The following is a 26,268-nucleotide window of genomic DNA, read 5'->3' on the forward strand; positions in this document are numbered from 1 at the left end:
TCTCCTCTCCGGTAGCGCGGGCGCTAGCGGGGCTTTTCCATGGTCATGAGTTTGAGAAGGGCTTCGGGACTGGCGTCCTCGATCGGCAACTCACCGGTGATCCGTCCCTCGGAGAGGGCATAGATGCGATCGCAGATGCCGAGCAGTTCCGGCAGCTCCGACGAGATGACGATGATGCCCTTGCCCTGTGCGGCGAGCTTGTTGATGATGCTGTAGATCTCGTACTTCGCACCGACGTCGATGCCACGGGTGGGCTCGTCGAGGATGAGCACCTCGGGGTCGGCGTAGATCCACTTCGACAGCACGACCTTCTGCTGGTTGCCGCCGGAGAGCTTCCCGGTCTTCGAGAGCACGCTCGGAGCCTTGATGTTCATGCTCGTGCGGTACTCGTTCGCGACCTGGAACTCCTTGCCGTCGTCGACGATGCCGAAGCGCTCCAGCTTGTCGAGCGCGGCCATCGAGATGTTGCGCTTGATGTCCTCGATCAGGTTGAGCCCGTAGGTCTTGCGGTCCTCGGTGGCGTAGGCCAGGCCGTTCTGGATGGCCTCCGACACGGTGCGGGTCTTCACCTCCTTGCCGTCGATGAAGACGCGGCCGGAGATCTTCGACCCGTAGCTGCGGCCGAACAGGCTCATGGCGAACTCCGTGCGTCCGGCGCCCATCAGGCCCGCGATGCCCACGATCTCGCCGCGGCGCACGTGCAGGTTGACGTTGTCGACCATGACCCGGCCCGGATCCTGCGGGTGGTGAGCGGTCCAGTCCTCGACCCGCAGCACCTCCTCGCCGATGTGGGGCGTGTGGTCGGGGTAGCGGTGCTCGAGGTCGCGGCCCACCATGTCCTTGATGATGCGCTCTTCGGTGACATCCGTCTTCGCGATCGTCTCGATGGTCTTGCCGTCGCGGATGATCGTGACCGAGTCGGCGACCTTCTTGATCTCGTTGAGCTTGTGGCTGATGATGATCGACGTGATCCCCTGCTCCTTGAGGTGCAGGATGAGGTTCAGCAGGTGGTCGGAGTCCTCGTCGTTGAGAGCCGCGGTCGGCTCGTCGAGGATGAGGAGCTTCACGCGCTTGGAGAGTGCCTTCGCAATCTCCACCAGCTGCTGCTTGCCGACGCCGATGTCGATGATCTTCGTGGTCGGGTTCTCGCGCAATCCCACCCGGGCGAGCAGCTTCGCGGCCTCGTGATTGGTCTTGTTCCAATCGATCAGGCCGAGCGGGCCCTTCTGCTCGTTGTTCAAGAAGATGTTCTCGGCGATCGAGAGGAAGGGGCTGAGGGCCAGCTCCTGGTGGATGATGACGATGCCCTTCGCCTCCGAGTCACGGATGTCGCGGAACTGCACGACCTCGTTCTCGAACACGATGTCGCCGTCGTAGGTGCCGTGCGGGTAGACCCCCGACAGCACCTTCATGAGCGTCGACTTGCCGGCGCCGTTCTCGCCGCAGATGGCGTGCACTTCACCGCGCTGCACGTCGACCGTGACGGCCTGGAGCGCCTTGACGCCCGGGAATGTCTTCGTGATGCCTTGCATCTCGAGAATGTTCGATCTCGCCTTGATGTCGTCCGTCATGCGCGATTGCCTGCTTCCTTGCCGGTGGCCTGTACCTTACTCGCCGGGTGCGGACCCGGCGCATCCGCCCCGCCCACGCGTGCAGGCGGGGCGGGGCGGATGCCGTCAGAAGGGCTGACTAACCCTTGATCTCGTCTTCGGTCCAGTAGCCGGACTTGACCAGGACGTCTTCGATGTTGTCCTTGACGACGATCTGCGACTCGAGCAGGTAGGAAGGAACGACCTTCACACCGTTGTCGTAGTCGGTGGTGTTGTTGACCTCGGGCTCGTTGCCCTGGAGCAGCGCGACCGCCATGTCGACGGCGACCTTGGCCAGGTTGCGCGTGTCCTTGAAGATCGTGGCGTACTGCTCACCGGACTCGATGGCCTTCACCGAGTCGAGCTCGGCGTCCTGACCCGAGATGATGGGCCATTCGGCACCGACCGAGTAGCCGGCGTCGGTGAGGGCGGAGATGATGCCGCGCGAGATGCCGTCGTAGGGCGACAGCACCGCGTTGACCTTCGAACCGTCGGAGTAGGTCGACGTCAGCAGGTTCTCCATGCGCTTCTGAGCGGTCTCGCCGTCCCAGCGGAGCGTTGCGGCCTGCTCGAAGTCGGTCTGGCCGCTCTTCACGACGAGGGTTCCCTTGTCGATGAAGGGCTTCAGGGTGTCGGTCGCGCCGTTCCAGAAGAAGGTCGCGTTGTTGTCGTCGGGGCTACCGGCGAACAGCTCGATGTTGAAGGGGCCGGCCGGGGCGCCGTCGATCGGCTTGCCGTCGAGGTCGACGAGTCCGAGACCGTTCAGCACCGAATTGGCCTGCTGCACGCCGACCTTGTAGTTGTCGAACGACGCGTAGTAGTCGACGTTCTCGGTGTCGCGGATGAGGCGGTCGTAGGCGATGACGGGGATGTCGTTGTCGGCAGCCTCCTGCAGCACGCTGGTGAGCGTGGTGCCGTCGATCGACGCGACGATGAGCGCCTCGGCGCCCTTCGTGATCATGTTCTCGATCTGCGAGACCTGGGTGGGGATGTCGTCCTCCGCGTACTGCAGGTCGACGGTATATCCGGCGTCCTCCAGCTGCGACTTGACGGCGTCGCCGTCCTGGATCCAACGCTCCGACGACTTCGTCGGCATCGCGACGCCGATCAGGCCGCCGTCTCCGCCTCCGGCGCTGTCGGTGGAGCTGCTTCCTCCGCTGGAGCAGGCAGCCAGGCTGACCATCAGTGCGCCCGCGGCGACTCCCGCGAGCAGTGTCTTGATCTTCACTGTGTTTCCTTTCGTGTTTCTGTGAGGGACTTCTTCGTCTTGGGTCAAAGTGAGAGTTCGGAGGCGAGCCGGTAGCGCTCGTCGAGCGCGTCCTGCGCGATGGGGATCGGCTCGCCGAGTTGGCGGGCCAGGTGCACGGCGCGGGCCGCGTCTTCCACCAGCACGGCGGACCGCACCGCACTGCGAGCGTCCGGGCCGATGGTGAAGGGGCCGTGGTTCTGCATCAGCACGGCGGGTGAGCGGTGACCGGTCAGGGTGTCGACGATGCCGCGGCCGATGGCGTCGTCGCCGATCACGGCGAACGGACCCACCGGGATCTCGCCGCCGAACTCGGCCGCGATGGCGGTGGTGACGCACGGGATGGGCTCGCCGCGCGTGGCCCAGGCAACCGCGTAGGGCGAGTGCGTGTGCACGACGCCACCCACCTCGGGCATATTCCGGTACACGTATGCGTGCGCGGCCGTATCGCTCGACGGGCTGCGGCCGGCACCCGGGGTGCCCTGAACCACGACTCCGTCGAGGTCGCAGAGGATCATGTTCTCGGGCGCGAGCTGGTCGTAGGAGACGCCCGAGGGCTTGATGACGAAGAGGTCGGCCCCGGCCACCCGGCCGGACACGTTGCCTCCGGTCCACACCACGAGGCCGTAGTGCATGAGCTCGGCGTGCAGGCCCGCGATCTCGGCGCGGAGGCGGGCGATGCCCACCTCGAGCTCCGGCCCGAAGCCGCTCACCGGGATGCCCCTGGCATCGGCTCGCTGCTCGTCGTCGTCACGCCGCTGACTCCCTCGTCTGGATCTGCTCTGGGTGTGACCGTTCACATTCGGTCTGATGTGAACGGTCACATCGGTTCATCATGTTAGCCCGAGAGTGGATTGCCGTGTCAACCCGCAAAGGTCTCGGTTCGGTAACCGAGGTTCCGGAGGGCGGTCGGCGGTCAGGCCGGAGGGGGTGCCGTGGAGCTTCGCACGACCAGTGTCGGGATGACCGAGCCGGGCGCATCCTGCCCTTCCGACGGCTCGTCCTGGCCGATCAGCAACGCCACGCAGCGGCGGCCGAGTTCCGCGAAATCCTGCCGTACCGTGGTCAGAGGAGGCCAGAAATGAGCGGCTTCGGGTATGTCGTCGAAACCCACGACACTGATGTCGCGCGGCACGTCGAGACCCTCGTCGTGGATCGCGTGCATGAGGCCCAGGGCCATCTGGTCGTTCGACGAGAAAATGGCCGTGAAATCGCGCACCCTCAGCAGCTCGCGGCCCGCGTGATAGCCGAATTCCGCCGTCCAGTCGCCGAGGATGGGGGCTGTGGTGGGCACGTCCCGGTCCCCCATCTCGCGGAGGAATCCCTCCATCCGCGCTTCCGCCTCGATCCAGTCCTGAGGCCCGGCGAGGTGGTAGATGCCGCGGTGCCCGAGCTCGATGAGGTGCCGTGTGGCCAGTCGCGCGCCGGTCATCTGGTCGACGGAGAGGGCGTGGTCGTTCATCCGGCCGGTCGACTGCAGGGTCACGAACGGCAGGTCCAGCTGCATCTCGGCGAGGGTGTCGAACACGCGCACCTGCGGCGCGATGACCACGATGCCCTCCACGGCCTGCTCGAGCAGGTGGGTGATCGCGCGCGCGATCGAGCGCGAATCGGCGCCCTCGGCATTCGCGGTGACCACCAGGTAGCCCTGCAGCGCCGCGGCCTCCTCGATGGCCTGGATGCTCGACGCCGGTCCGTACTCCGATCGTGAGGAGGTGAGCACCCCGATGGTACGCGATCGGCTGGTGACCAGGGCGCGCGCCGCACGGTTCGGGCGGTACTGCAGCTCGCTCATCACCTCGAGCACGCGGCTCTTGGTCTCTTCGCGGATGCTCGGATGGTTGTTCAGCACCCGGGAGACCGTCTGGTGCGACACCCCCGCGAGCTTCGCGACGTCGCGGATGCTCGGGGCACGCGGGCGCTTCGCCTCGGGAGGGGTTTCGGAGGTCACGTGTCCGCTCGCATCAGTGCCGGTGTGCACGTTCACAAAGAGTGGACGCAGTTACATTATGCACATTCCAGCCGACGATGACCTGGGGAGGATGTGACTGTCACACGGCGCGTTCGAACGCCGAGTGACAGTCACATCCGGGGCACGCCCTCATCGGCGCTACCGCGAAACGGAGGCGGCCATGACGTGCCCGGCCCGCACCGGGCGGGTCGAGAAGGTGACCCGGTCGCCCGATCCGTCCTCCGTCCGCACGGTGAGGCCGGCAGCCTCGGCCGCGAGGCCGCGCCACGCGAGCGCCCGCTGGAGGGCGGGATCGTCGCGCTGCGCGCCGTCGAACTCCACCACGAAGTCGGGGGCCAGGATGGCGCCCGCCTCGGCGAACTGACGGTGAGCGGAGCGGATCAGCGCAGCGCCCCAGACCTCGGGGTGCGGCAGCGAAGGGTCGACGGCGAGGCACCGCAACTCGACGGGGTGCACGGCGCCGACGGGACCCCACCAGACCCCGCGGGCGACCGGTCGGTCGTCGACGAAGGCGAGCCAGGTCCAGTCCCGACGGAGCGTGCCGGCGGCGAGGCCGCGGCCGAACTCGAGGGCGTCGATGCCGCGGACGGGATCGGGCCCGCGTTCGGGATGGAGGTTGAGGAAATCGAGGAGCGCCCGGTCGTGGGCGCGATTGCTTGAGGTGAACACGAGGAGACTTCTTCCAATGAGATGACCAGCGAGGAGGTGCTGACTCGGTGCGCGGGGCGCAGGAGGCGCCGGGCGCGCAAGGCGCGGTGCGCGGAGTCAGTACGCGCCCGGCGAGGGGGCGCTTTCTGGCGAAGGGGCCAGGCGGGCAGTCGAGAAGGACTAGCCTGCGAAGCTCCGGATCGGGGAAAGCGCCGGAATGATGGAAATCATCGGGCTCACCTTCCCTTCTCGTCTCAATGGCGACAGTCTGTCGCGGTCTCCGAGAGTAGCGGGCTGCGCCGCGCGGGCGCAACCCCCTTCTCGGAATCGATGCGGAATCCGCTCCGGATCGGAGTCCGCTCCGGATCAATGGCCTCCGGGCGCTCCGGTGCGGCGCGGCAGCGTGAACACGAGCGCGAAGGCGAGCAGGGCGAAGCCCACGCTCACCGCCATCGCCGAGGTGGCACTGGCACCGAATCCGCTCGCGACGGCATCCGGAGTCCGCCCGTCGATCACCAGCGTGCCGAAGAAGACGCTGCCGATCACGGCGATGCCCACCGCGCTGCCGACCCGCTGCATGGCGCTGATCACGCCGCTGGCGGCACCCGCGTCCGAGCGGTCGACGGTGGCCACGATGAACTGTGCGTTCGGCGCGATGAAGAGACCGTTTCCGAGACCGGCGATCAGGAGCGGGGCGATCAGCTCCCAGTTGGTGAGATCAGAGGGATCGGTGAGCAGGAGCACCAGCCACACCCACGCGAGACCCACGGTGACGGCCGCGGTGCCGATGACGAGCACGGTGCGGCCGAGACGCTGCGCCAGCCGACCGCTCTGCGAGGAGCCGACGATCGAGCCGATCGCGAAGGGGATCGAGACCACTCCCGACTCGAGTGCGGTGTGGCCGAGTCCGGCCTGCCAGAGGATCGAGATGGTGAAGAAGATGCTCGTGAAGGCCGCGAAGTACACCAGAGCCAGGATGACGCCGCCGGTGAAGGAGGGGTGGCGGAAAAGTCGCGGGGGCACCAGGGGGCTGCGGCCGCGCTTGGAGTAGGCCACCTCCCAGGCGCCGAAGGCCACGATCAGCAGGGCGCCCCCGGCGATCGAGAGGAAGGTCCAGAGAGGCCAGCCCTCGTCCTCCCCCTGGATGAGCGGCACCAGCAGGGCGACCAGGCCGGCCGACACGAGCACCAGGCCGAGCCAGTCGATGCCGGCCTTGACGGGCGACGCGGACGAGGTGGGGCCGTTGATCGACGTGGAGATCGCATCCGATTCCCGGTGACCGGGGAGCAGGATGGCCGCGGCGATCAGGGTGGCGACGCCGATCGGCAGGTTGACGCCGAACACGAGCCGCCAGCCGTTCTCGGCACCGAACGCCTCGATGATGAGGCCGCCCACGATCGGGCCGAGCGCGGAGGAGACGCCGATGACGGCGCCCATGATGGCGAAGGCCTTGCCGCGCGAGCGGAACGGGAACAGCAGCTGGATGTAGGCGGTGACGGCGGGAACGAACATGCCGCCGGCGAGCCCCTGCACCACGCGCGACATCACGAGCTGCACGTCGTTCTGCGAGAGCCCGCAGGCCAGGCTCGACACGGTGAAGAGCGCGAGGCCGGTGAAGAACACCCACTTGTGCCCGATCCGGTCGCCGATGCGGCCGGCCGGGATGAGCGCAAGGCCGAAGGCGAGGGCGTAACCGGAGATGATCCACGACAGGGTCGCCTCGGAGGCGTCGATCGAGGTGCGGATGCTCGGCAGGGCCACGTTCACGATCGTGGTGTCGAGCAGCGCGATGAACATCGCCGCGAGCAGCACGATCAGCGCCTGCCAGGCCCGGCGCGGGATGGCGGGCGCCGGAGCGCTCGAGGTGGGGAGTGCGGCGTCAGTCATGAGGGGTGGCCTTTCGCGCCTTTTCGTCGGCGATGATGTCGGGGAGGAGGGAGAGAAGTCGCTCGTGCGAGTCGACTTCGGCGGTCAGCCGGTCGACCCGGTGCTGCATCACCCAGGCCTCCGCGACGGAGAGGTAGGGTGCCGCCGCGCGCGACAGGAACTGCTGCTCGGCGAGCTTGGTGCGCAGGGCCAGCACGCGGGTCTCGATCACGGGCACGAGCTCGTCGAGGCTGTCGGGGTCGAGGCGGGCCATCGCCAGGTCGAAGGGATCGTTGCGGAAGTCGACCACGCTGAGGCCGGATTCCCGGAGGGTGGACAGCGCGCGCCGCCCCTCCGCCGTGATCTCGAACACCTGGCGCTCGGGATACGACCCCTCCCGCTCGACCCGCACCTCTTCGATCAGACCCTCGTTCGCGAGACGTTTGATGGCTCCGTAGAGCGAGCCGACCGAGACATCCGTCCACAGATGGATGCGCTCCTCCTCGGCCAGCAGTCGCAGCTGGTGACCGTGCATCGGGCCCGCGGAGTCGAGACTCCCGAGGATGAAGAGACGGATGGATGACACGCGACTACTCTCGCACGACTAGTTGCGTGGCGTCAACTCGCCCGAAGTGCGGCCGTGTAGGGTGTGGCTGTGGCGCACGTCAACCCGACGCCGGGATCGCAGAGTTCATTGCGCGAAGCCAATCGCGGCAGGATCGTCGACGCCCTCAAGTTCCACGGCCGCCTCACGCAGGTCGAACTCGCCGGAGCGACCGGCCTCTCTCCCGCCACGGTGTCGAACATCGTCAAGGAGCTCGCCGCGGCCGGGGTGCTCCACACCTCGACCTCCACGCGGAGCGGGCGGCGGGCCGTGCAGGTCACGCTCGCCCGTCAACTCGGCCTGGTCGCGGGGCTGCACTTCTCCAGTCGACACCTCCGCGTCGCCATCAGCGACACCGCGCGCACGATCGTGGCCGAGACCCACGTGCCGCTGGCCGCGGATCACCGCCATGACAGCGAACTCGACCGCGCGACGCTGCTCCTGACCGACATGGTCGAATCGCTCGGCGCCTCCCTCTCCGACCTGCTCGCGATCGGGGTCGGACTGCCTGCGCCGGTCGACATCCGCTCCGGCATGGTCGCCCCGCTCGGCCTCTTGCGGAGCTGGGAGGGGATCGACATCGCCGAGAGCCTCTCGCTGCGCACCGGGGCGCCCGTCTTCGTCGACAGCGAGGCGAACCTCGGGGCGATCGCCGAGACGCGCGGCGACCTCAGCCGGATCGAGGGCGTCGCCGCCTACATCCGGGTCGGGCACACCATCAGCGCCGGCCTCGTGGTGAACGGGGTGCCGTTCCGCGGGATGACGGGCAAGGCGGGCCAGATCGGGCACATCACGATCGACGAGAACGGCCCGATCTGCCGTTGCGGAAACCGCGGCTGCCTGGAGACCCTGGCGGGTGGGCGGGCCCTGCTCGACCTGTTCCGGAGCGATCCGAGCGTGCAGCGACTGAGCGACCTGATCCTCCGCGCCGAGGACGGCGATCCGAGTTCCAGCCGGGTGATCGCGGATGCCGGCCGACACATCGGAATCGCGGCGGCGAGCCTGTGCAACCTCCTCGACCCCGACCGGATCATCATCGGCGGCGAACTGGCCGAGACCGGAGAGATCCTGATCGCCCCACTCCGGCACGCGCTGGAGCGCTCGGCGCTGGGCGGAACGACGGAGGCGCCGGAGGTGACGCGCTCGACACTGGGCGACCGATCCGAGCTCATGGGCGCCCTCGCGCTGGCCATCGAGCACGTCGCACTCGACGCCGAAGGGCGTCTGCTGGAGAACGCCTGATCGACTCTCCCGAGCCCGTTGAGTTCGGAAGATAACGACACGGTTGCATTTTTCCGGTCGATTGAGTTCAAGAATTGACGCCAAGCCTCGCGAGTGCCAAACTCGGTCAAAACCGCCAATGAGGGCGGTCCAGTGAGAGGTAAATCAATGAAGACCACCAAGAAACTCACATTCCTGGCTGCCGGACTCCTCGTCGCGGCGGGAGCCCTTTCGGCGTGTGCCGGAGGCGGTTCGGGAACGAGCACCGACTCCGCGGGAAGCGGCGACAGCGGAGACGGCGCGAAGATCGCGCTGCTCCTGCCCGAGTCGAAGACCGCTCGCTACGAGCAGTTCGACCGCCCCCTGTTCGAGGCCAAGGTCAAGGACCTCGGCGGCGGCGAGGTGCTCTACTCCAACGCCGACCAGGACGCCTCGAAGCAGCAGCAGCAGGCTGAATCGGCGCTCACCTCCGGCGCCAAGGTGCTCGTGCTCGACCCGGTCGACGCCGAGGCCGCCGTGAGCATCGTCTCGGCCGCGAACGCCCAGGGCGTGCCGGTGGTCTCCTACGACCGTCTGGTCGCGGGCGGCAAGCTCGACTACTACATCTCCTTCGACAACGAGAAGGTCGGCGAGCTGCAGGGCAAGTCGATCGTCGACAAGCTGAAGAGCGACGGCGCCACCGGCGGCATCCTGATGGTCAACGGATCGCCCACCGACGGCAACGCCGCGCTGTTCAAGTCCGGCGCGCACAGCGAGATCGACCCCTCGGGCATCAAGGTGCTCGCCGAGTTCGACACCCCCGACTGGAGCCCCGACAAGGCCCAGGACTGGGTGGCCGGCCAGATCACGCAGTTCCCGGGTCAGATCTCCGGCGTCTACGCCGCGAACGACGGCACCGCGGGTGGAGCGGTCGCCGCGCTGAAGGCAGCGAACGTCACCCCGTGGCCGGTCATCACCGGTCAGGACGCGGAGCTCGCCGGCATCCAGCGCATCGTCGCCGGTGACCAGTACATGACCATCTACAAGGCCATCAAGCAGGAGGCCGAGAAGGCGGCGGAGATCGCCGTGTCCCTCGCCAACGGCGACACGGTCTCGGGTGACACCGACGTGGACGGCACCCCCGCCACGCTGCTCGACCCGGTGGTCGTGACCATCGACAACATCATGGACACGGTCGTCGCCGACGGGTTCTACACCGTCGACGACATCTGCACCGCCGAGTACGCCGACGCGTGCGCCGCGGCCAACATCAAGTAACGGCGCGCGATACCGATCACGAAATGCACGACACGGTGCTGACCGGAACCCTCCGTTCCGGTCAGCACCCGTGTCTGCTACCTTCCTGACAACAACAAGGGAACGAACATGACGCTGACGTCACAGCCCACCACCGAACGGAACCGCCCGGGGGATCACATCCTCGCGTTGCGCGGGGTCGGAAAGAAGTTCGGTGCCATCCAAGCCCTCACCGACATCGAACTGGATGTGCACGCGGGCGAAGTCGTCGCGATCGTCGGTGACAACGGGGCCGGCAAGTCGACCCTCGTGAAGATCCTCGCCGGGGTGCACCCGCCGGACGGCGGGACGATCGAGTTCGAGGGCAACAAGGTCACGATCGCGAGCCCGGCCGACTCGAAGCAGCTCGGCATCGCGACCGTGTTCCAGGACCTCGCGCTCTGCGACAACCTCGACGTCGTGGCCAACCTCTGGCTCGGCCGGGAGCTCACCCACAACGGCTCCCTCGACGAGGTCGAGATGGAGAAGCGTTCCTGGACCCTGCTGCGGGAGCTCAGCGCCAAGATCCCCTCGGTGCGCACCCCCATCGCCTCCCTCTCCGGCGGCCAGCGGCAGACGGTCGCGATCGCCCGGTCGCTGATCGGCGAACCCAGCGTGGTCATCCTCGACGAGCCCACCGCCGCTCTCGGCGTGGCGCAGACCGCCGAGGTGCTGAACCTGATCGAGCGCCTGCGCGAACGCGGGCTCGGCGTCATCCTGATCAGCCACAACATCGCCGACGTGCAGGCGGTCGCCGACCGCGTCGTCGTGCTCCGTCTCGGCCGCAACAACGGCGACTTCCGCGTCGCCGACGTCACGAGCGAGACCATCATCGCCGCGATCACCGGGGCCAGCGACAACGCGGTCACCCGCCGCGCGGCACACAAGACCGCTTCAACGTCCATCGTCACGGAGGCCTCGGAATGAGCGACACGAAATCGTCGGCGACGGATTTCGCCCAGGACGCGACGGCATCGACCCTCGCCACCGACCTGCAGGACGAGCGCCTCATCCACAACGCGGGTGCGGGCGGCGCCGTGCGCGCCTTCTTCTCCCGCGTGCGCGGCGGCGACCTCGGAACCCTCCCGGTCATCATCGGATTGATCGTCATCTGGGCCGTGTTCCAGATCCTCAACCCGAACTTCCTCTCGAGCACCAACCTGGTGAACCTCACGCTGCAGTGCGCCGCGGTGGGCACGATCTCGATCGGCATCGTGCTCGTGCTGCTGCTCGGCGAGATCGACCTGTCGGTCGGCTCGGTCAGCGGGCTGGGAGCGGCGATCCTCGCCGTCACCTTCGTGCAGCAGGGCTGGAACCCCGTGTTCTCGATCCTGCTCGCGCTCGCCGTCGGCGTCGTGATCGGGCTGCTCTACGGATTCCTCTACACGCGCTTCGGCGTGCCGAGCTTCGTGATCACCCTCGCGGGCCTGCTCGGCTTCCTGGGTCTGCAACTCTGGGTGCTGGGGCCCACCGGATCGATCAACATCCCGTTCGACTCCTTCCTGGTGCAGTTCGCGCAGCAGTGGTTCCTGCCGGCCTGGGTCTCCTACCTGTTGATCGTGCTGTTCGTCGCGGTCTACGCGTGGCAGCTCGTGTCGCAGGCGCGACGGCGCACGGCGGCCGGCCTCTCGGCGATGTCGGCGGGCTCGATCATCGTGCGGAGCGTGGTACTCCTGGTGCTCCTCGGCGCGGCCGCGTGGTACCTCAACCTCACCCGCGGCGTCGGCGCGATGTTCGTGTTCTTCCTCGCCCTCGTGCTCATCTTCAACTACGCGCTCACCCGCACCCGCTGGGGTCGCGCGGTGTTCGCGGTGGGTGGCAACGTCGAGGCGGCACGGCGGTCGGGCATCCGGGTGAACCGCATCTACATGTCGGTGTTCGTGCTCTGCTCGACCCTCGCGATCGTCGGCGGCCTGCTCGCGGCCTCCCGTCTGGCGGCGGCGAACCAGGGCTCAGGCGGTGGGGACATCAACCTGAACGCCATCGCGGCGGCGGTCATCGGCGGCACTTCGCTCTTCGGTGGACGCGGATCGGCGTTCTCGGCTCTGCTCGGCATCGTCGTCATCCAGTCGATCTCGTCGGGCCTGACGCTGCTGAACCTCGACTCCTCGGTGCGCTACATGATCACCGGTATCGTGCTGCTGCTCGCCGTGATCGTCGACTCGCTCTCGCGGCGCTCGCGTCGCGCTGCGGGCCGCGCCTGAGCATCCGCTGCCGGACGCCCCGTCCCCGCCTCGCGGTGGGCGGGGCGTCCGTCGTTTGCTGCGTTCAGCGAGCCGCGCGGGCGGCGTACTGCTGCCGGATGACGGGGCGGAAGTCGGGAGCGGGGGTCGCCGCCGTCGAGACCGCCCACGTCGGCCGCGTGCCGGTGAGCGCCCAGCCCGCCTGCACCGCACCTCCGTCGGCGACGTACTCGCCGGGCTCGGGCACCGTGACGGGCACGTCGAACACCTGTGCCGCGATGGCCTGCACGGCGGGGTTCAACGCCGCTCCCCCGATGAGCAGGATGCGGGAGGGCTCGACGCCGACCCGGCGAAGCGCGTCCAGGCCGTCGGCCAGGCCGCAGAGCAAGCCCTCGATGGCCGCGCGGGCGAGTCCTTCGCGGGTGGTGGAGGCGAGCGTCATGCCGAAGAGCGTGGCCGTGGCGTCGGGGAGGTTCGGGGTGCGCTCGCCCTCGAAGTAGGGCTGCAGCACGAGGCCTCGGGCTCCCGGTTCCGCGGCGAGCGCGAGGGTGCCGAGCGTGGCGTGGTCGACGCCGAGCAGAGCGGCGGTGGAGTCGAGGATGCGTGCCGCGTTCAGGGTGGCGACGAGCGGGAGGAAGGCGCCGGAGGCATCCGCGAACCCGGCGACCGTGCCGCTCTCGTCGGCCGACGGCGCGCCCGTGACCGCGAAGACCGTGCCGCTGGTGCCGATCGAGACGACGACGTCTCCCTCGGTGGCGCCGAGTCCGAGGGCCGCCCCGGCGTTGTCGCCGGCACCCGGGCCCACCACGATCCCAGCGGGGACGGCGGGAAGCCCGGTGCCCGCCAACTCGACGGTGGTTCCGGCCGGCTCGGCGGGCCCGAGCACCCGGGGCAGCACGGCGTCGTGACCGAGCGCGGCCACCAGCAGTTGGCGGTCGTACGCGTCGGTGTTGGGGTTCCAGTACGAGGTGCCGCTCGCGTCGGAGCGATCGGTCACGAGTTCCTCGAGCACGGGCCCGAGTGGGCTGACGGCGGCCGGGCCGTAGCCGCGCAGACGCCAGGTCAGCCAGTCGTGCGGCAGGGCGACCGCGGCGACCCGGGCGGCCGCCTCCGGTTCGGCATCGCGCAGCCAGCGGAGCTTGGTCGCGGTGAAGGAGGCGACCGGCACCGAGCCGGTTCGCGCGGCCAGGTCGGCGGCGCCGAACTCGGAGATCAGGTCGGCGGCGGCCCCGGCGGAGCGGGTGTCGTTCCAGAGCAAGGCGGGGCGGATGACCTCTCCCGCGGCATCCAGCACCACCATGCCGTGCTGCTGCCCCGCGATCGCGATGGCCGCGACGTCGTCGACTCCGCCCGCTTCGGCGAGGGCCACGGCGAGCGCCTCCCACCAGGCCTGGGGGTCCACCTCCGTGCCGGACGGATGCGCCGCGCGGCCTTGGCGCACGAGGGCCCCGGTGTCGAGGTCGCGGATGACGACCTTGCAGCTCTGCGTGGACGAGTCGATGCCGGCGACGAGCGTCATTGGTGTCTCCTGGGGCTGTTCGGGGTGAGCCTAAAAGTTCTCGTTGACAACATATTCCACCGTCGCCGCGCACGCAAAGGCACGCCAGAAGGAGCGGGTCAGCCCTTGTGCTGAGCGCGGTACGCCGAGGGACTCACCCCGTGCGTGCGGCGGAACTGCCGGGAGAAGTAGAACTGGTCGCGCATCCCGACCTCCCGGCCGACCTCCGCGATCGGCAGCGTCGTGGTGTCGAGCAGCTGTCGGGCCCGGGCCATCTTCAGGGCCGTGTGGTGGGCGAGCACCCCGCCGCCGGTCGCGTCGCGGAAGAGGGTGCTGAGATGCGACGACGACACCCCCACCAGCGCGGCCAACTCGGGCACCCGGATGGTGCCGTCGATGCGTTGCTCCAGGTAGTGCAGCGCCCGCTCGAGCGGCTCGCCCTGCTCGGGCAGGCTCCGGTCGACGGCGAGCTGGGTGAGCATCCGCCACGCCATGCCCGCGGTGGCGAGAAGCCGCGCGGGCGACTGGTCGCGTTCGAGCGCCGAGACGATCTCGTCGAGCATCGCCGTGATGCGATCGACGGCGCGAAGCGAGACCGTGATGCGGGCGGGGTCGATGCCGGCCGCCTCGACCAGCTCCGGCACATCGCTCCCGCGCACGTGGCACCACCAGATCGTCCATGGATCGTCGTCCGAGGCGCCGTAGGAATGGGGCTGGCCACCCGGGATCACGATGGCGGTCGACGAGGCCACGCGGATGCGCGTTCCGCTCGATTCCACCCAGCCCGAGCCCGCGACACAGACGATCACGATCGTCTCCTCCGCGCCGGCCGGGCGGTGGCGCCCGTGCGCATCCGCCTGGGGGAAGTACCCGGCGTCGGTGACGACGAGGCGCCGGGTCACCGGCCGGGCCAGCGCCTCGGCGATGAGCGGTCGCGGCACCACGCAGAGACGCTGGTTCTCGAAGCCGACAGCGCGTTCCATGCGCGCCAGTCTGCCACACCAGCGGATCATCCATACTTCGGCCATCATCTGCCATGGATCGCGGGTGCGGCGCTGCTTACTCTCGACGCTGTGACCATCGACGACGACTCCGCACGCATCCGACTCCCCCACGCTCCCGCCGACCAGCAGGCCGTGCTCGACGAGGGCGGCGTCGCCTGTTGGAGCGAGCCGGTGGAGATCGGCACCTACGAACCGGCCGAGCCCGACCGCTATCCGCTCTTCCTCGACCGGCGGGTGTATCAGGGTTCGAGCGGGCGGGTCTACCCGATCCCCTTCGTCGACCGGATCGCCCAGGAGCCGGTTCCGCGGCTGTGGCAGGCCATCCACCTCGAGAACCAGTGGGTGCGCTTGATGCTCCTGCCCGAGATCGGGGGCCGCATCCACATCGGCTACGACAAGACGAACGGCTACGACTTCTTCTACCGCAACAACGTCATCAAGCCGGCGCTCGTGGGCCTGGCCGGCCCGTGGATCTCCGGCGGCGTCGAGTTCAACTGGCCCCAGCACCACCGCCCCGGCACCTTCCTGCCCGTCGAGACCGCGATCGAGCGGACGGATGCCGGCGACGTCACCGTCTGGCACTCCGACCTCGACCCCCTGCAGCGCATGCGCGGCAGTCACGGCGTGCGGTTGCGGGGTGACAGCTCGGTGATCGAGGTCGCGGCGCGGCTGCACAACCGCACCGACGAGCCGCAGACCTTCCTCTGGTGGGCGAACGTGGCGGCGCGTTCCGACGGCGACTACCAGTCCTTCTTCCCCACCGACGTGCACTACGTGGCCGACCATGCGCGCCGCGCGATCACCGCGTTCCCGCGCGCCGACCGGCCCTACTACGGAGTCGACTACCCGGCACTGGCCGACGCCGAGCATCCGGATGCCGACCGCCTCGACTTCTACGGCAACATCCCCGTGCCCACCTCCTACATGATCACGGACACCCGGGACAGCTTCTTCGGCGGCTACGACCACGACGCCCGGGCAGGGTTCGTGCACTGGGCCGACCGCGCGATCGCGCCGGGCAAGAAGCAGTGGACCTGGGGCGACGGACCGATCGGCCGGGCCTGGGATGCGCAACTCACCGACAACGACGGGCCCTACGTCGAGCTCATGGCCGGCGTCTACACCGACAACCAGCCCGACTTCAGCTACCTGGCGCCAGGCGAGACGCGGCGGTTCAGCCAGTTCTGGTTCCCGATCCGGGAGCTGGGCCCCGCACAGCAGGCGACGCGCGAGATCGCAGTCAGCCTAGGCGTGGAGCGCGGTTCAGTGGCAACTGACGGCGTGGACGTACGGGTCGGGGTGTCGAGTGCGGTCGTGCAGGAGCGGGCGCGGGTGGTGCTGGAGCTGCGCGGGCAGGTCGTGACCGAGTGGGAGACCGCGCTGTCGCCGGCACAGCCCTTCGTCGACACGACGACAATCGGCGGCGAGAGCGTCGCCGTGCGCGACGACGAGCTGACCCTGCGGGTGCTGGCCGACGGACAGGAGCTGATCGCCTGGCAGCCCCGGCCGACGACGGATGGCCCGGGCGAGGCCGGTGAGACCGACGCCGAACCCTGGGTGGCGACCGAGCCGCCGCTGCCCGGCGACATCGAGAGCGTCGACGAGCTCTACCTGACGGGGGTGCACCTGGTGCAGTACCGGCATCCCACCCGCTCCCCCGTCCCCTACTTCGAGGAGGTGCTGCGGCGCGATCCGCTCGACTCCCGGGCGTCCGTGGCGCTGGCGGCCGGACATCACCGTCGCGGCGAGTACGACCGTGCGCGCCGGCTGCTCGAGGGCGCCCTGGAGCGGCTCACGCGGCGCAACCTCAATCCCGCCAGCGGCGAGGCGAGCTACCGTCTCGGACTCGTGCTCGAACGGCAGGGCGAGTTCGACGCGGCCGCCGACCGCTTCGCGAAATCCGCCTGGGATGCCGCGTGGGCGCATCCCGCTCACCTCGCCCTGGCCCGGCTGGCGCTGCGTGCCGGTCGCCCCGCTGAGGCCCGGGCCCACGCCGACGACGCCCGCCGCCTCGACTCGGAGAGTCCGGAGGCCCGGCACCTCGCGATCCTGGCGTCGCGCCGGCTGGGACGCGACACGGAGGCGTTCTGGCTGCTCGACGAGACGCTCGATGTCGACCCGCTCGACCCGGTGGCGCTCGCGCTGGCCGGACGTCTCGCGGCCATCGACCCGAAGACCCCGCTCCTGGTGGCGACCGGGTTGGCGCGAGCCGGGCACTGGGACGAGGCCCTGGCCCTCACGGAGACGCTCGTCGCGGCTCCGGCGGAGGCATCCGACCGGGCTACGCCCGCTCCCGGCGAGCGCCGCGCTCCCACGACGTTCGGCAACCCGGTGCCGCTCACGCACTATCTCCGGGCCACCTGGCTCACCGCTCGGGGCGGCTCCGATGCCGGGGCCTCCGCGGCCGCCGAACGCGCCGGCGCGCGAGCCGCCGACTCCACCTACGCCTTCCCGGCGGGGCTCGACGAGCACGACGCCCTCGTCGCCGCGATCGCCGTCGACCCATCCGATCCCGTCGCCCCGGCGCTCCTCGGCGCCTGGCTGCTCGACGCGGGTCGCACGGCCGATGCGCGGGTCGCTCTCGAGAACGCCCTCGCGAACGGGTCGGCCGATCCGGTCGCCTGGCGGAACGCCGCCGTCGCGACCGTCAACACCGGCGGCGACGCGGAGGCCGCCGACGCCTATTTCGCGCGCGCCCTCGAGCTGAGCCCCGACGACCCACGCCTCGTGTTCGAGCGCGACCTTCTCGCGAGCGTTCGCGGCATCCCGATCGCCGAGCGTCTGGCCGCCATCGAGCGGCACGATCCGCGGGTGTTCGTGCGCGACGACCTCACCCTCGGCTACCTCGACCTGCTGCTGGCGGAGGACCGCGTCGACGACGCTCTGCGCATCCTCTCCACCCGTCGCTTCCAGCCGTTCGAGGGCGGCGAGGGCAAGGCGATCGCCGTCTACGACCGTGCGACGCTCTCGATCGCCCGCACCCTGATCGACACGGATGCGCGCGCCGCGGTCGAGCTGCTCCGCTCGGGCATCGACGTGCCCGCGAACCTCGGCGAGGGCCGGCATCCGGCCGACAGTGTCGCGGAGCGCTTCCTGCTCCTCGGCGACGCGCTCGAACGCACCGGCGACACGGCGGCCGCGGTCGCCGCCTGGAAGCGGGCCCGCTCGGGCGGCGGGCCGCTCGCCGTCGCCCCCCGGCCCGCGGAGGCCGCCGACTACTGGACCGGGGTCGCGCACCTGCGGCTGGACGAGACCGAGGCGGCGGAGCGGATCTGGACGGCGCTCGACGAGCAGGCCGACGCCCTCGAGCGCGAGCGCCCGCAGACCGACTACTTCGCGACGTCGCTGCCGGAGCTCCTGCTCTTCGACACCGACACCGCAGCCGCCCGGGTCCGCACCGCGGGTGAACTGCGAGACTGGGCTCGGAGAGGCCGCACGCTCTCGCGAGGGGAGGATGCCGCATGAGCGCCGAGCAGCATCCTGCCGACACGCCCTCCGCACGGCGATACCTCGGGGCGGGTGCCGAACCCGACACGAGCGACGTGGCCGCCCTCACCGGGCCGGTTCCCGCCCACCTCCCGCAGCGCCTCACCATCACGCTCTGGGACTTCTCCTGGTACACCCGCGCCGAGCCCGGCGGCCCCTTCGCCGACCTCGACGCCGCCTGCGCCCGGGCCGCCGACCTCGGCTACAACGCCATCCGCATCTGCGCGGCACCGTTGCTGCTGTTCAGCGGTCTGGAGGCCGCGGGCCGGCCGCTCGACGCCCTGGCCGCCGACCTCGAGATCGAAGGGCTCGGGGCGTCGCCTCACGGAGGATTCTTCGGGCAGCGCACCCGCTGGTACGACACTCCGGGCGGCTACCGTCTCGACCTCCGCGACCGCCTGCTCGAGCTGTTCGAGGCGGCCGAACGGCACGGCCTCGTGGTCGTCCTGGCGAGCTGGGAGTACCAGCAGTCACCCGCCTTCGCCCGGTCGAGCGACTGGTTCGAGGCCATCGCCGCGGTACCGCTGACCCTCCGCTACTCCCTTCTCGGGGCATCCTGGAACCGGATGATCAACTTCCTCACCGAGGCCGGCCACCGCGACACCATCGCGCTCGTCGAACTGCACAACGAGGTGGATTTCTCCCTCCTTCCGCCGCTCGGCGAGGGTGCCGACGCCGGCACCGGGGGTGCGGCCGAGGTCGTGCGGCTGCGGAGGGCGCATCCCGATCTCCTCATCACCGCGAGCTACGGCAAACCCCCGCACCTGGCGATGCACCAGGTGCCCGAAGGACTCGGCGCCGCGCAGTTCCACGTCTACAGCTACGGGGTGCTCGACGCCCTGCAGAAGCTCGTCGACATCCGCTCCGAGGGCAGCGAGGGCTTCCCCAACGCGATGCTCTCGTCGCTCCTCGTGCCGGATGCGCCGACTCCCGCCGAGTACGGACGGGCGGCCGAGTGGAAGTACCGCGCCACGGTCGTCACCGACCAGATGATCTACGGCTACGACTGGGTCGACGCGGCCGCCTGGGACGAATGGCTCGTCGAGCACTACGAGCCCTACCGGGAGGTGATGCTGCGCGAGATCGAGTCGCGGACGATCGCGATCGCCGAGTGGGCACGCTGGAAGGGCGTGCCCGCGGTGATCGGCGAGGGCTGGATCGGCTACACCCCGCTGCACGGCACCTTCGAGGAGGGGCCGGTGGGCCGGGCGCTCGCCGAGCACGGTATCCGCACCGCCCTCGACCACGGGGTGTGGGGCATGGTCCTCTGCTCCAACGCGGCGCCGCACCATCCGATGTGGGCGGATGAGGGCTGGCAGCGCGCGACGAACGCGCTGATCCTCGCTCGCTGAGCGCCTAACCCAGCTCCTCGGCCAGGCGTCTCCCGGCTTCGCGGAGCCAGTGCCGTGTGTCGGACATCGCGGCCTCGCCGCTGCCGGCCAGCTCGGTGAGCGACACCGCCGCGTCGAAATCGCGCGGGGTCGCCTGCACCGCTCCCGCCACGAGACCGGTGCGGGCACCGGCCTCCCGAGCCAGGCCCCGCACATAGCTCGGGACCTTGCCCGACTCCGACTGGTGGTCGTAGCGGCCCTCGCCGGTGAGCACGATGTCGGCGTCGGCGATCAGTGCCGGCAGCCCCACCTCCGACCCGACCGCGGCGGCCCCCGCCGTGAGCTCGGCTCCCCACGCCACCAGGCCGAACCCCACGCCGCCGGCCGCGCCGGCGCCGGGAAGGTGAGGATCGGTGCCCCGCGCCTCCGTGACGACGGTCGCGAAGTTCTCCAGGTTCAGCTCGGCCTGATGTGCGAGCCCGTCGCCGATGCCCTTCTGCGCACCGAACACCGCCACCGCCCCCAGACGGCCGAGCAACGGATTGGTGACATCGCTCAGCACGCTGACCCCACCGGGCGGCAGAGGCACCAGTCCCTCGAACGACGTCCGCACCACCGCGCCGAGACCGCCGTTGCCCGAAGGCACGGGCACGCCGTCGGCTCCCACGAACTGGGCGCCGAGCACCTGTAGCACTCCCGCACCGCCGTCGGTCGAGGAGCTGCCGCCGATCGCGAGCACGAGGCGGTCGACCCCGGCGTCGAGGGCGGCACGGATCGCCTGCCCGAACCCGATCGAATGGGCCTCGAGCGGGCGCAGTGGGTTCAGCAGGGTGATGCCGCTCGTGTTGGCGAGCTCCACCACCGCGGTGCCGCCGGCCGCACCACCGCCGGGGCCGGGCAGGAGCAGCCAGTAGGCCTCGACGGCGCGGTCGTCGGGGCCGGTGACCGTCACGGGCATCCGGCGGGCATCGGGCCGAGCGATCGCGAACACGTCCAGCGCACCCTCGCCTCCGTCCGCCATCGGAAGACACTGCACGTCGTCCTGCGGATGCACCTCCCGCCACCCCGCGGCGAGGCTGTCGGCGACCTCGATCGCCGTCGCCGTTCCTTTGAACGAATCGGGGGCCACGACAACTCGACGACGACTCACCTGCCCATCACCTCATGACGGCCGACGAGGTGTCAAATCGCCGCGGGTTTTGTGTTCTCGGCGCGAGACGGAAGAGTGGACGCATGGGTTCCGACAGCGCTGCCGCTCACGTCCACGTCACCTTCGAACTGCCGGCTCAGGCGGCCGCGGAGCTCGCCGCGACGGGGCTGCCCACGACCGTGTACACAGGCCCCACCGGGCAGCCGCGGAGGGATCTCCTCGAGAGCGTGCGCGGGGCATCCGGCATCATCTGCCTGCTCTCCGACCGCATCGACGCCGAGGTGATGGATGCCGCGGGCCCGGCCTTGAAGGTCGTGGCCAACTACGCGGTCGGCTACGACAACGTCGACCTGGCCGCAGCCCGCGAGCGCGGCATCGTGGTGACCAACACCCCGGGCGTGCTCGACGACGCGACGGCCGATCTCACGCTGGCCCTGCTGCTCGCGACGTCGCGGCGGGTGGTGGAGGCCGACCGATTCGTGCGCGCGGGCAACGAGTGGCAGTGGGAACCCGACCTGTTCGTCGGCCTCGACGTGTCGGGCGGCGCGACCCTCGGAATCGTAGGACTGGGGCGCATCGGTCTCGCCGTCGCTCGGCGTGCGGCTGCCTTCGACATGACGATCATCGCCACGGGATCGCGGGCCACGTCGCCCGAGGCGGCGGCACTCGGCATCCGGCCCGTGACGCTGCCGGAGCTCCTCGCGGAGAGCGATGTCGTGAGCCTCCACTGCCCACTCACGCCGTCGACGCGGCATCTGATCGGAGCGGCCGAGCTGGCGGCGATGAAGTCGTCGGCCATCCTCATCAACACCGCCCGCGGCCCGATCGTCGATGAGCAGGCGCTGGTGGAGGCGTTGCGCGACGGCGTGATCGGTGCCGCCGGCCTCGACGTCTACGAATGGGAGCCCACGGTCTCGGCCGGCCTTCTCGCCCTGCCGAACGTCGTCACCGTGCCGCACATCGGGAGTGCGGGGATCGCGACCCGCGAACGGATGGCGTCGCTGGCCGTGCAGAACGTGGCAGCCGTTCTGGCCGGTCGGGCCGCGGTCACGCCGGTGGAGAGTGGTGCGGCGAGCACGGAGGATGCATCCGCATCCACCGACGCCGCGGACTCGACCGACGCCGTCAACACCCCGCGGACCGTCCCGTGGTCGGAGGGCGTCTGGACGACGCCACCCGCCGCATCCGTCGCCGACGGCCCCGACCTTCTGGTCACCGCGGTCGAGGGCAGCGACGCCTGGCGCACCACCTCCTACGGGTTCGTGCACGACACCGAACACGCACTCCTGACGCCGTTCGCCCGCGACTCCGCAGTCGAGGTCGAGTTCACGGCCGATTTCGAGGGGCAGTTCGACCAGGCCGGCCTGTTCCTGCGCATCGCCGACGACCGCTGGGTGAAGGCGGGGCTCGAGTTCTCGGAGGGCAGTCTCCAGCTCGGCGCCGTGGTCACGGCCCCGACCTCCGACTGGTCGCTCGCGCCGGTGCCGTCGTGGAAGGGGCGCCACGTGACGATCCGCGCCAGCTGGACCGGCGACGCCGTGACCCTCCGCGCCCGCGTCGACGACGAGCCCCTGCGCCTGGTGCGCGTGCTGCCCTTCCCGCCGGATGCGGTGGCCTGGGCAGGTCCGCTCGTCTCGGCCCCGTCGCGCGCCGACCTCACGGTGCGGTTCCACGCCTGGCGCGTCACCGCACCCGACGCCGCCCTGCACTGATCCGCCCCGCCCACCGCGCCTCTCGGCGCACCTCTCGACGTCGCTTCGGGAGGAGCTGCGTGCAACGAAGGTTGTATATGACCGTCGTGACGCGCAGCTCCTCCCGAAAACGCGTCAGACCCCGCGGGAACGGATGTGCCGCGTCAGGATCAGCGAACCGCCCGCTGCCGCCAGCAGCAGAGCCAGGATCGTGAGCGGCAGGATCTCCGGGGCGGAACCGGTCGCCGCGAGCTGGGGCGGCGCCGCGACCGCGGCCGGCGCCGGGACCGGGTCGGGCTGAGGCGCGGGCACCGGCGCGGACGCCTTCAGCGCGGCCAGGAACCTCTCGGAGTCCACGAGTCCCGCACCCACGATGTTGCGCGGCTCGAAAACCGACGGCAGCGGGCTGGCCAACGGAACCGCCGTCTGACTCAGCGCCGTCCGCACCGTCTCGAGAGACGCCTCCGGTCGCAGTTCACGGCCGAGGGCGACGACCGCGGCCACCGCGGGAGATGCGGCCGAGGTCCCGTAGAAGGCGTAGACCCCGGGGCCGACCGAGCTGCCGAAGAAGGTCGTGAACCCACCGTCGACGCCCGTGACGTCGGGCTTGGACGTCACGATCGGCTCCGGCAGCGGCGTCGCGACGGGAGAGACATCCGGGTCGTAGCGGAAGTAGGTCGTGGTCGGGCCGCCCGACGAGTAGTACTCGACCGCCAGGGGTGAGTCGTACGGCGAGGCGGCGACCGCGATGGTCTGCGGGGCGCCGGCGTGCCCCGTGATCGTGGGTCCCACGACGTCACCGCCCTTGGAGGAGCTGTGCTCCACGGCCCGCAGGAAGGGATCGGCCCGCGCGAGGAGGAGCTTCATCGCCGGCGTCACGAGGGCGGATGCGCCGAGCGAGGTGTCGCGCACGATCACGAAGTCGTAAGCACCCTCGACCGTGCCCGTGGCCCCGATCACGGTGGGAAGGCCCGAGGCGTTCGCGGGGCCGAGATCGACGCCGCCGTCGGGGCGCACCAGTGCGAAGCGGAACGTGCCCTGTGCCGCGCCGAACGGCTCCGCCCACTGCAGGGCGAACGTCACCGCGGCGCCGTCGGGGGTCGCCGAGAACACTATGCCGTCGGTCGCGTCGACGCCCTCGCCCGGGTCGAAGTCCATGCAATCGGCGCTCGCGACATCCTGCGCGGCGAGTTCGGTGAGCACGTCGGTCGGGCAGGGGGCGGGGCGGTAGGCCTCCGTCGCCCAGGAGCTGATCGGCAGTCCCGCGCTCGGGTAGCCGGTCGCACCCAGGGCCGTGAAGTTGCCCGCCGCCGCGAGGTACGCGACGCCGTGGCGCTCGACGTCGCGGATGCTGACGCCGATCGGGCCGTCCTGGAAGAACGGGTCGCTGAGCATCGTGATGTCGTCGACGATCACGTCGGCTCCGGCATCCGCCAGGTCGGCGATCGCGGTGGCGAAGGTGAGGTCGTCCTGCCCGGCGGAGGCGAAGAGGATGCGCGCGCCCGGCGCGATGCCGTGCACCAGCTGAGCCATCGCCCGGCCTTCGTCCGTCGCGTCGGCGGATGCCTCGTGCACGACCTCGACGGGCGTCTCGAAGCCGCACGGGTTGCCGGGGCCCGGGAGCACCCCGGCTGCGACGTCGTCGTCGGGAGTGGTGAGGGCGCTGGGATCGCGGTCGAAGGAGTCGGAGATGACGCCGACCGTCACTCCGCTTCCGTCGACGCCGAAATCGTGGGCGGCCACGGCGGCGCCGAGCGGTGCGGCGAGATTGACGGGAACCGTACGGCACGACTCCGCGGGAGCGGCGGCAGTCGCGGCCGAGATGACGGAGGCGGATGCCCCATCCGTGAACGCCGAGCGGCCGACGGCGGGCGCGAGCGCCTCCACCACGGTCGTCACGTTCGGCAGCGCGGCGACGGCGTCGAGGTCCGCGGGCGCGACGGAAGCGCTGGCCTGCCCGAAGCGCGCGGACGCGGCGTGCACGACCCCGAGCGCTGCCAGGGCGGCGACGTCGGCGTCATCCGGTCCGGCGGAGTACCGCACGGTCACCGCGACCCGCCCGTCGGCGTCGAGCTGCAGACTCCCGGGCCCGGACTCCGCCACGCCGAGCTCGCCGGAGGCGGCGACGAGTTCCTCCGTACCCCGAATCGGATCGGTCGACACCTGCAACTCGCTCACCTGATGCAGTCGCGGCGAGAGCTCGGAGTCGCCCCCCGTCACGGGTCCCACCTCGGCCACAGCGGCCGACGCGACCCCGAAGGATCCACCCATCACCACAACCGCCACGAGAACGCCGGCAGTGCGGCCGACCCCTCGCCCGGTCCCGCTGCTCCCCCTCTTCCGGCGCGACGAAAACCCCACGAACTCCCCCTGCACTCGATCCGTCCGACGACCCTATCAGCGCCTCGGGCCCCAGCTGGAAACGACGACGCCCTCCGCCACAGCTGACGAGCAGCGCGACGGAGGGCGTCGGAAAGACGGGCGCGAGACCTAGAAGTCCCAGTCCTCGTCTTCGGTGTTCACGGCCTTGCCGATGACGTACGACGAACCCGACCCGGAGAAGAAGTCGTGGTTCTCGTCGGCGTTCGGCGAGAGAGCCGAGAGGATGGCGGGGTTCACGTCCGTCACCGTCTTCGGGAACATCGGCTCGTAGCCGAGGTTCATCAGCGCCTTGTTCGCGTTGTAGTGCAGGAACTTCTTGACGTCTTCGGTGAGACCCACCTCGTCGTAGAGATCCTGCGTGTACTGCACCTCGTTCTCGTAGAGGTCGTACATGAGCGAGAAGGTGTAGTCCTTGATCTCGTCGCGCTTGGCCTGGTCGACGAGCTCGAGTCCGCGCTGGAACTTGTAGCCGATGTAGTAGCCGTGCACCGCCTCGTCACGGATGATGAGACGGATGAGGTCGGCCGTGTTCGTGAGCTTCGCCCGGCTCGACCAGTACATCGGCAGGTAGAAGCCGCTGTAGAACAGGAAGCTCTCGAGCAGCGTCGAGGCGACCTTTCGCTTCAGCGGCTCGTCGCCGTGGTAGTAGTCGAGGACGATCGAGGCCTTCTTCTGCAGGTTCGGGTTCTCAGTCGACCAGCGGAACGCCTCGTCGATGTCCTTCGTGTTCGACAGCGTCGAGAAGATCGAGGAGTACGACTTGGCGTGCACCGACTCCATGAACGCGATGTTCGTGTAGACGGCCTCTTCGTGCGGCGTCAGCGAATCCGGGATGAGCGACACGGCACCCACGGTGCCCTGGATCGTGTCGAGCAGGGTCAGCCCTGTGAACACCCGCATGGTGAGCGTCTGCTCGGCCGGCGTGAGCGTGGCCCACGACTGCACGTCGTTCGACAGCGGCACCTTCTCGGGCAGCCAGAAGTTGTTCACCAGCCGGTTCCACACCTCGACGTCTTTATCGTCTTGGATGCGGTTCCAGTTGATGGCCTGCACTGTGTTGAGCAGCTTCAGCGGCTCGGAGGGAGGAGGGGTCATGATCTTTTCCAGTTCACAGGAGGATGA

General features: G+C 69.8%; 19 protein-coding genes and 1 pseudogene. 8 read left to right on the plus strand and 12 right to left on the minus strand.

The window, feature by feature from the left end:
* Window positions 1-23 precede the first annotated feature (23 nt).
* From mmsA to ACFJGU_RS03905, 7 genes are all read right to left on the minus strand, one after another.
* Window positions 24-1,571: a multiple monosaccharide ABC transporter ATP-binding protein gene (gene mmsA / locus ACFJGU_RS03875; RefSeq protein WP_382307811.1), complete on the minus strand. Its 1,548-nt coding sequence runs from the start codon at window positions 1,569-1,571 to the stop codon at window positions 24-26.
* A 118-nt stretch (window positions 1,572-1,689) separates the two neighbouring features.
* Window positions 1,690-2,817, minus strand: coding sequence for a multiple monosaccharide ABC transporter substrate-binding protein (gene chvE, locus ACFJGU_RS03880; RefSeq protein ID WP_382307813.1), 1,128 nt, complete (start codon window positions 2,815-2,817; stop codon window positions 1,690-1,692).
* Between the two features lie 44 nt (window positions 2,818-2,861).
* The gene (locus ACFJGU_RS03885) at window positions 2,862-3,548 is read right to left on the minus strand and encodes an L-ribulose-5-phosphate 4-epimerase (protein ID WP_382307815.1); all 687 of its coding nucleotides are present in this window, start codon (window positions 3,546-3,548) and stop codon (window positions 2,862-2,864) included.
* A 203-nt stretch (window positions 3,549-3,751) separates the two neighbouring features.
* Window positions 3,752-4,786 carry a LacI family DNA-binding transcriptional regulator gene (locus ACFJGU_RS03890; RefSeq protein ID WP_382307817.1) on the minus strand — a complete coding sequence of 345 codons (1,035 nt, stop codon included), beginning with the start codon at window positions 4,784-4,786 and terminating at the stop codon, window positions 3,752-3,754.
* Between the two features lie 159 nt (window positions 4,787-4,945).
* Window positions 4,946-5,476 (minus strand): hypothetical protein, encoded by a 531-nt coding sequence (locus ACFJGU_RS03895; protein WP_382307819.1) that lies wholly within the window; start codon window positions 5,474-5,476, stop codon window positions 4,946-4,948.
* 345 nt (window positions 5,477-5,821) lie between these two features.
* The gene (locus tag ACFJGU_RS03900; RefSeq protein ID WP_382307821.1) at window positions 5,822-7,342 is read right to left on the minus strand and encodes an MFS transporter; all 1,521 of its coding nucleotides are present in this window, start codon (window positions 7,340-7,342) and stop codon (window positions 5,822-5,824) included.
* The gene (locus ACFJGU_RS03905; RefSeq protein WP_382307823.1) at window positions 7,335-7,907 is read right to left on the minus strand and encodes a PadR family transcriptional regulator; all 573 of its coding nucleotides are present in this window, start codon (window positions 7,905-7,907) and stop codon (window positions 7,335-7,337) included. The genes ACFJGU_RS03900 and ACFJGU_RS03905 overlap by 8 nt, the downstream gene beginning before the upstream one ends.
* A 69-nt stretch (window positions 7,908-7,976) precedes the next feature.
* On the opposite strand from ACFJGU_RS03905, the gene ACFJGU_RS03910 reads away from it, so the two are divergent.
* The 4 genes from ACFJGU_RS03910 to ACFJGU_RS03925 all read left to right on the plus strand — a co-directional run bounded on the left by ACFJGU_RS03910 (window position 7,977) and on the right by ACFJGU_RS03925 (window position 12,625).
* Window positions 7,977-9,167, plus strand: coding sequence for an ROK family protein (locus tag ACFJGU_RS03910; protein WP_382307825.1), 1,191 nt, complete (start codon window positions 7,977-7,979; stop codon window positions 9,165-9,167).
* A gap of 147 nt (window positions 9,168-9,314) precedes the next feature.
* Window positions 9,315-10,403 (plus strand): sugar ABC transporter substrate-binding protein, encoded by a 1,089-nt coding sequence (locus ACFJGU_RS03915; protein WP_382307827.1) that lies wholly within the window; start codon window positions 9,315-9,317, stop codon window positions 10,401-10,403.
* 108 nt (window positions 10,404-10,511) lie between these two features.
* Entirely contained in the window at window positions 10,512-11,348 is an 837-nt protein-coding gene (locus tag ACFJGU_RS03920) for an ATP-binding cassette domain-containing protein (protein ID WP_382307829.1), read from the plus strand.
* Window positions 11,345-12,625: a sugar ABC transporter permease gene (locus ACFJGU_RS03925; protein WP_382307831.1), complete on the plus strand. Its 1,281-nt coding sequence runs from the start codon at window positions 11,345-11,347 to the stop codon at window positions 12,623-12,625. Before ACFJGU_RS03920 ends, ACFJGU_RS03925 begins: the two co-directional genes overlap by 4 nt.
* A 64-nt stretch (window positions 12,626-12,689) precedes the next feature.
* Here the strand turns inward: ACFJGU_RS03925 and xylB are convergent, their stop codons facing one another.
* Both xylB and ACFJGU_RS03935 read right to left on the minus strand, forming a co-directional pair.
* Window positions 12,690-14,123 (minus strand): xylulokinase, encoded by a 1,434-nt coding sequence (gene xylB / locus ACFJGU_RS03930; protein ID WP_382307833.1) that lies wholly within the window; start codon window positions 14,121-14,123, stop codon window positions 12,690-12,692.
* Between the two features lie 98 nt (window positions 14,124-14,221).
* Window positions 14,222-15,085 (minus strand): helix-turn-helix domain-containing protein, encoded by an 864-nt coding sequence (locus tag ACFJGU_RS03935; RefSeq protein WP_382307835.1) that lies wholly within the window; start codon window positions 15,083-15,085, stop codon window positions 14,222-14,224.
* 90 nt (window positions 15,086-15,175) lie between these two features.
* Here ACFJGU_RS03935 and ACFJGU_RS03940 point away from each other — a divergent pair, with 90 nt between their 5' ends.
* Entirely contained in the window at window positions 15,176-18,571 is a 3,396-nt protein-coding gene (locus ACFJGU_RS03940; protein ID WP_382307837.1) for a DUF5107 domain-containing protein, read from the plus strand.
* Window positions 18,568-19,944 carry a cellulase-like family protein gene (locus ACFJGU_RS03945; RefSeq protein ID WP_382307839.1) on the plus strand — a complete coding sequence of 459 codons (1,377 nt, stop codon included), beginning with the start codon at window positions 18,568-18,570 and terminating at the stop codon, window positions 19,942-19,944. The genes ACFJGU_RS03940 and ACFJGU_RS03945 overlap by 4 nt, the downstream gene beginning before the upstream one ends.
* A gap of 4 nt (window positions 19,945-19,948) precedes the next feature.
* Here the strand turns inward: ACFJGU_RS03945 and ACFJGU_RS03950 are convergent, their stop codons facing one another.
* A complete protein-coding gene (locus ACFJGU_RS03950) occupies window positions 19,949-21,052 on the minus strand; it encodes a glycerate kinase (RefSeq protein WP_382307841.1) in 1,104 nt (367 codons plus the stop codon).
* Window positions 21,053-21,156: 104 nt separating this feature from the next.
* On the opposite strand from ACFJGU_RS03950, the pseudogene ACFJGU_RS03955 reads away from it, so the two are divergent.
* Window positions 21,157-22,119: pseudogene (locus ACFJGU_RS03955) on the plus strand (2-hydroxyacid dehydrogenase); the annotation flags it as partial.
* A 9-nt stretch (window positions 22,120-22,128) separates the two neighbouring features.
* Window positions 22,129-22,785: a DUF1349 domain-containing protein gene (locus ACFJGU_RS03960; RefSeq protein WP_382310256.1), complete on the plus strand. Its 657-nt coding sequence runs from the start codon at window positions 22,129-22,131 to the stop codon at window positions 22,783-22,785.
* A gap of 114 nt (window positions 22,786-22,899) precedes the next feature.
* Here ACFJGU_RS03960 and ACFJGU_RS03965 read toward each other — a convergent pair whose 3' ends face one another.
* Window positions 22,900-24,984, minus strand: a complete 2,085-nt coding sequence (locus ACFJGU_RS03965) for a S8 family serine peptidase (protein WP_382307843.1) — start codon at window positions 24,982-24,984, stop codon at window positions 22,900-22,902.
* Window positions 24,985-25,254: 270 nt separating this feature from the next.
* On the minus strand, window positions 25,255-26,241 hold the full coding sequence (gene nrdF, locus ACFJGU_RS03970) for a class 1b ribonucleoside-diphosphate reductase subunit beta (RefSeq protein ID WP_382307845.1): 987 nt from the start codon (window positions 26,239-26,241) through the stop codon (window positions 25,255-25,257).
* Between the last annotated feature and the right edge of the window lie 27 nt (window positions 26,242-26,268).

Source organism: Herbiconiux sp. UC225_62 (assembly GCF_042694625.1).
In the GTDB taxonomy this organism is placed as follows: domain Bacteria; phylum Actinomycetota; class Actinomycetes; order Actinomycetales; family Microbacteriaceae; genus Herbiconiux.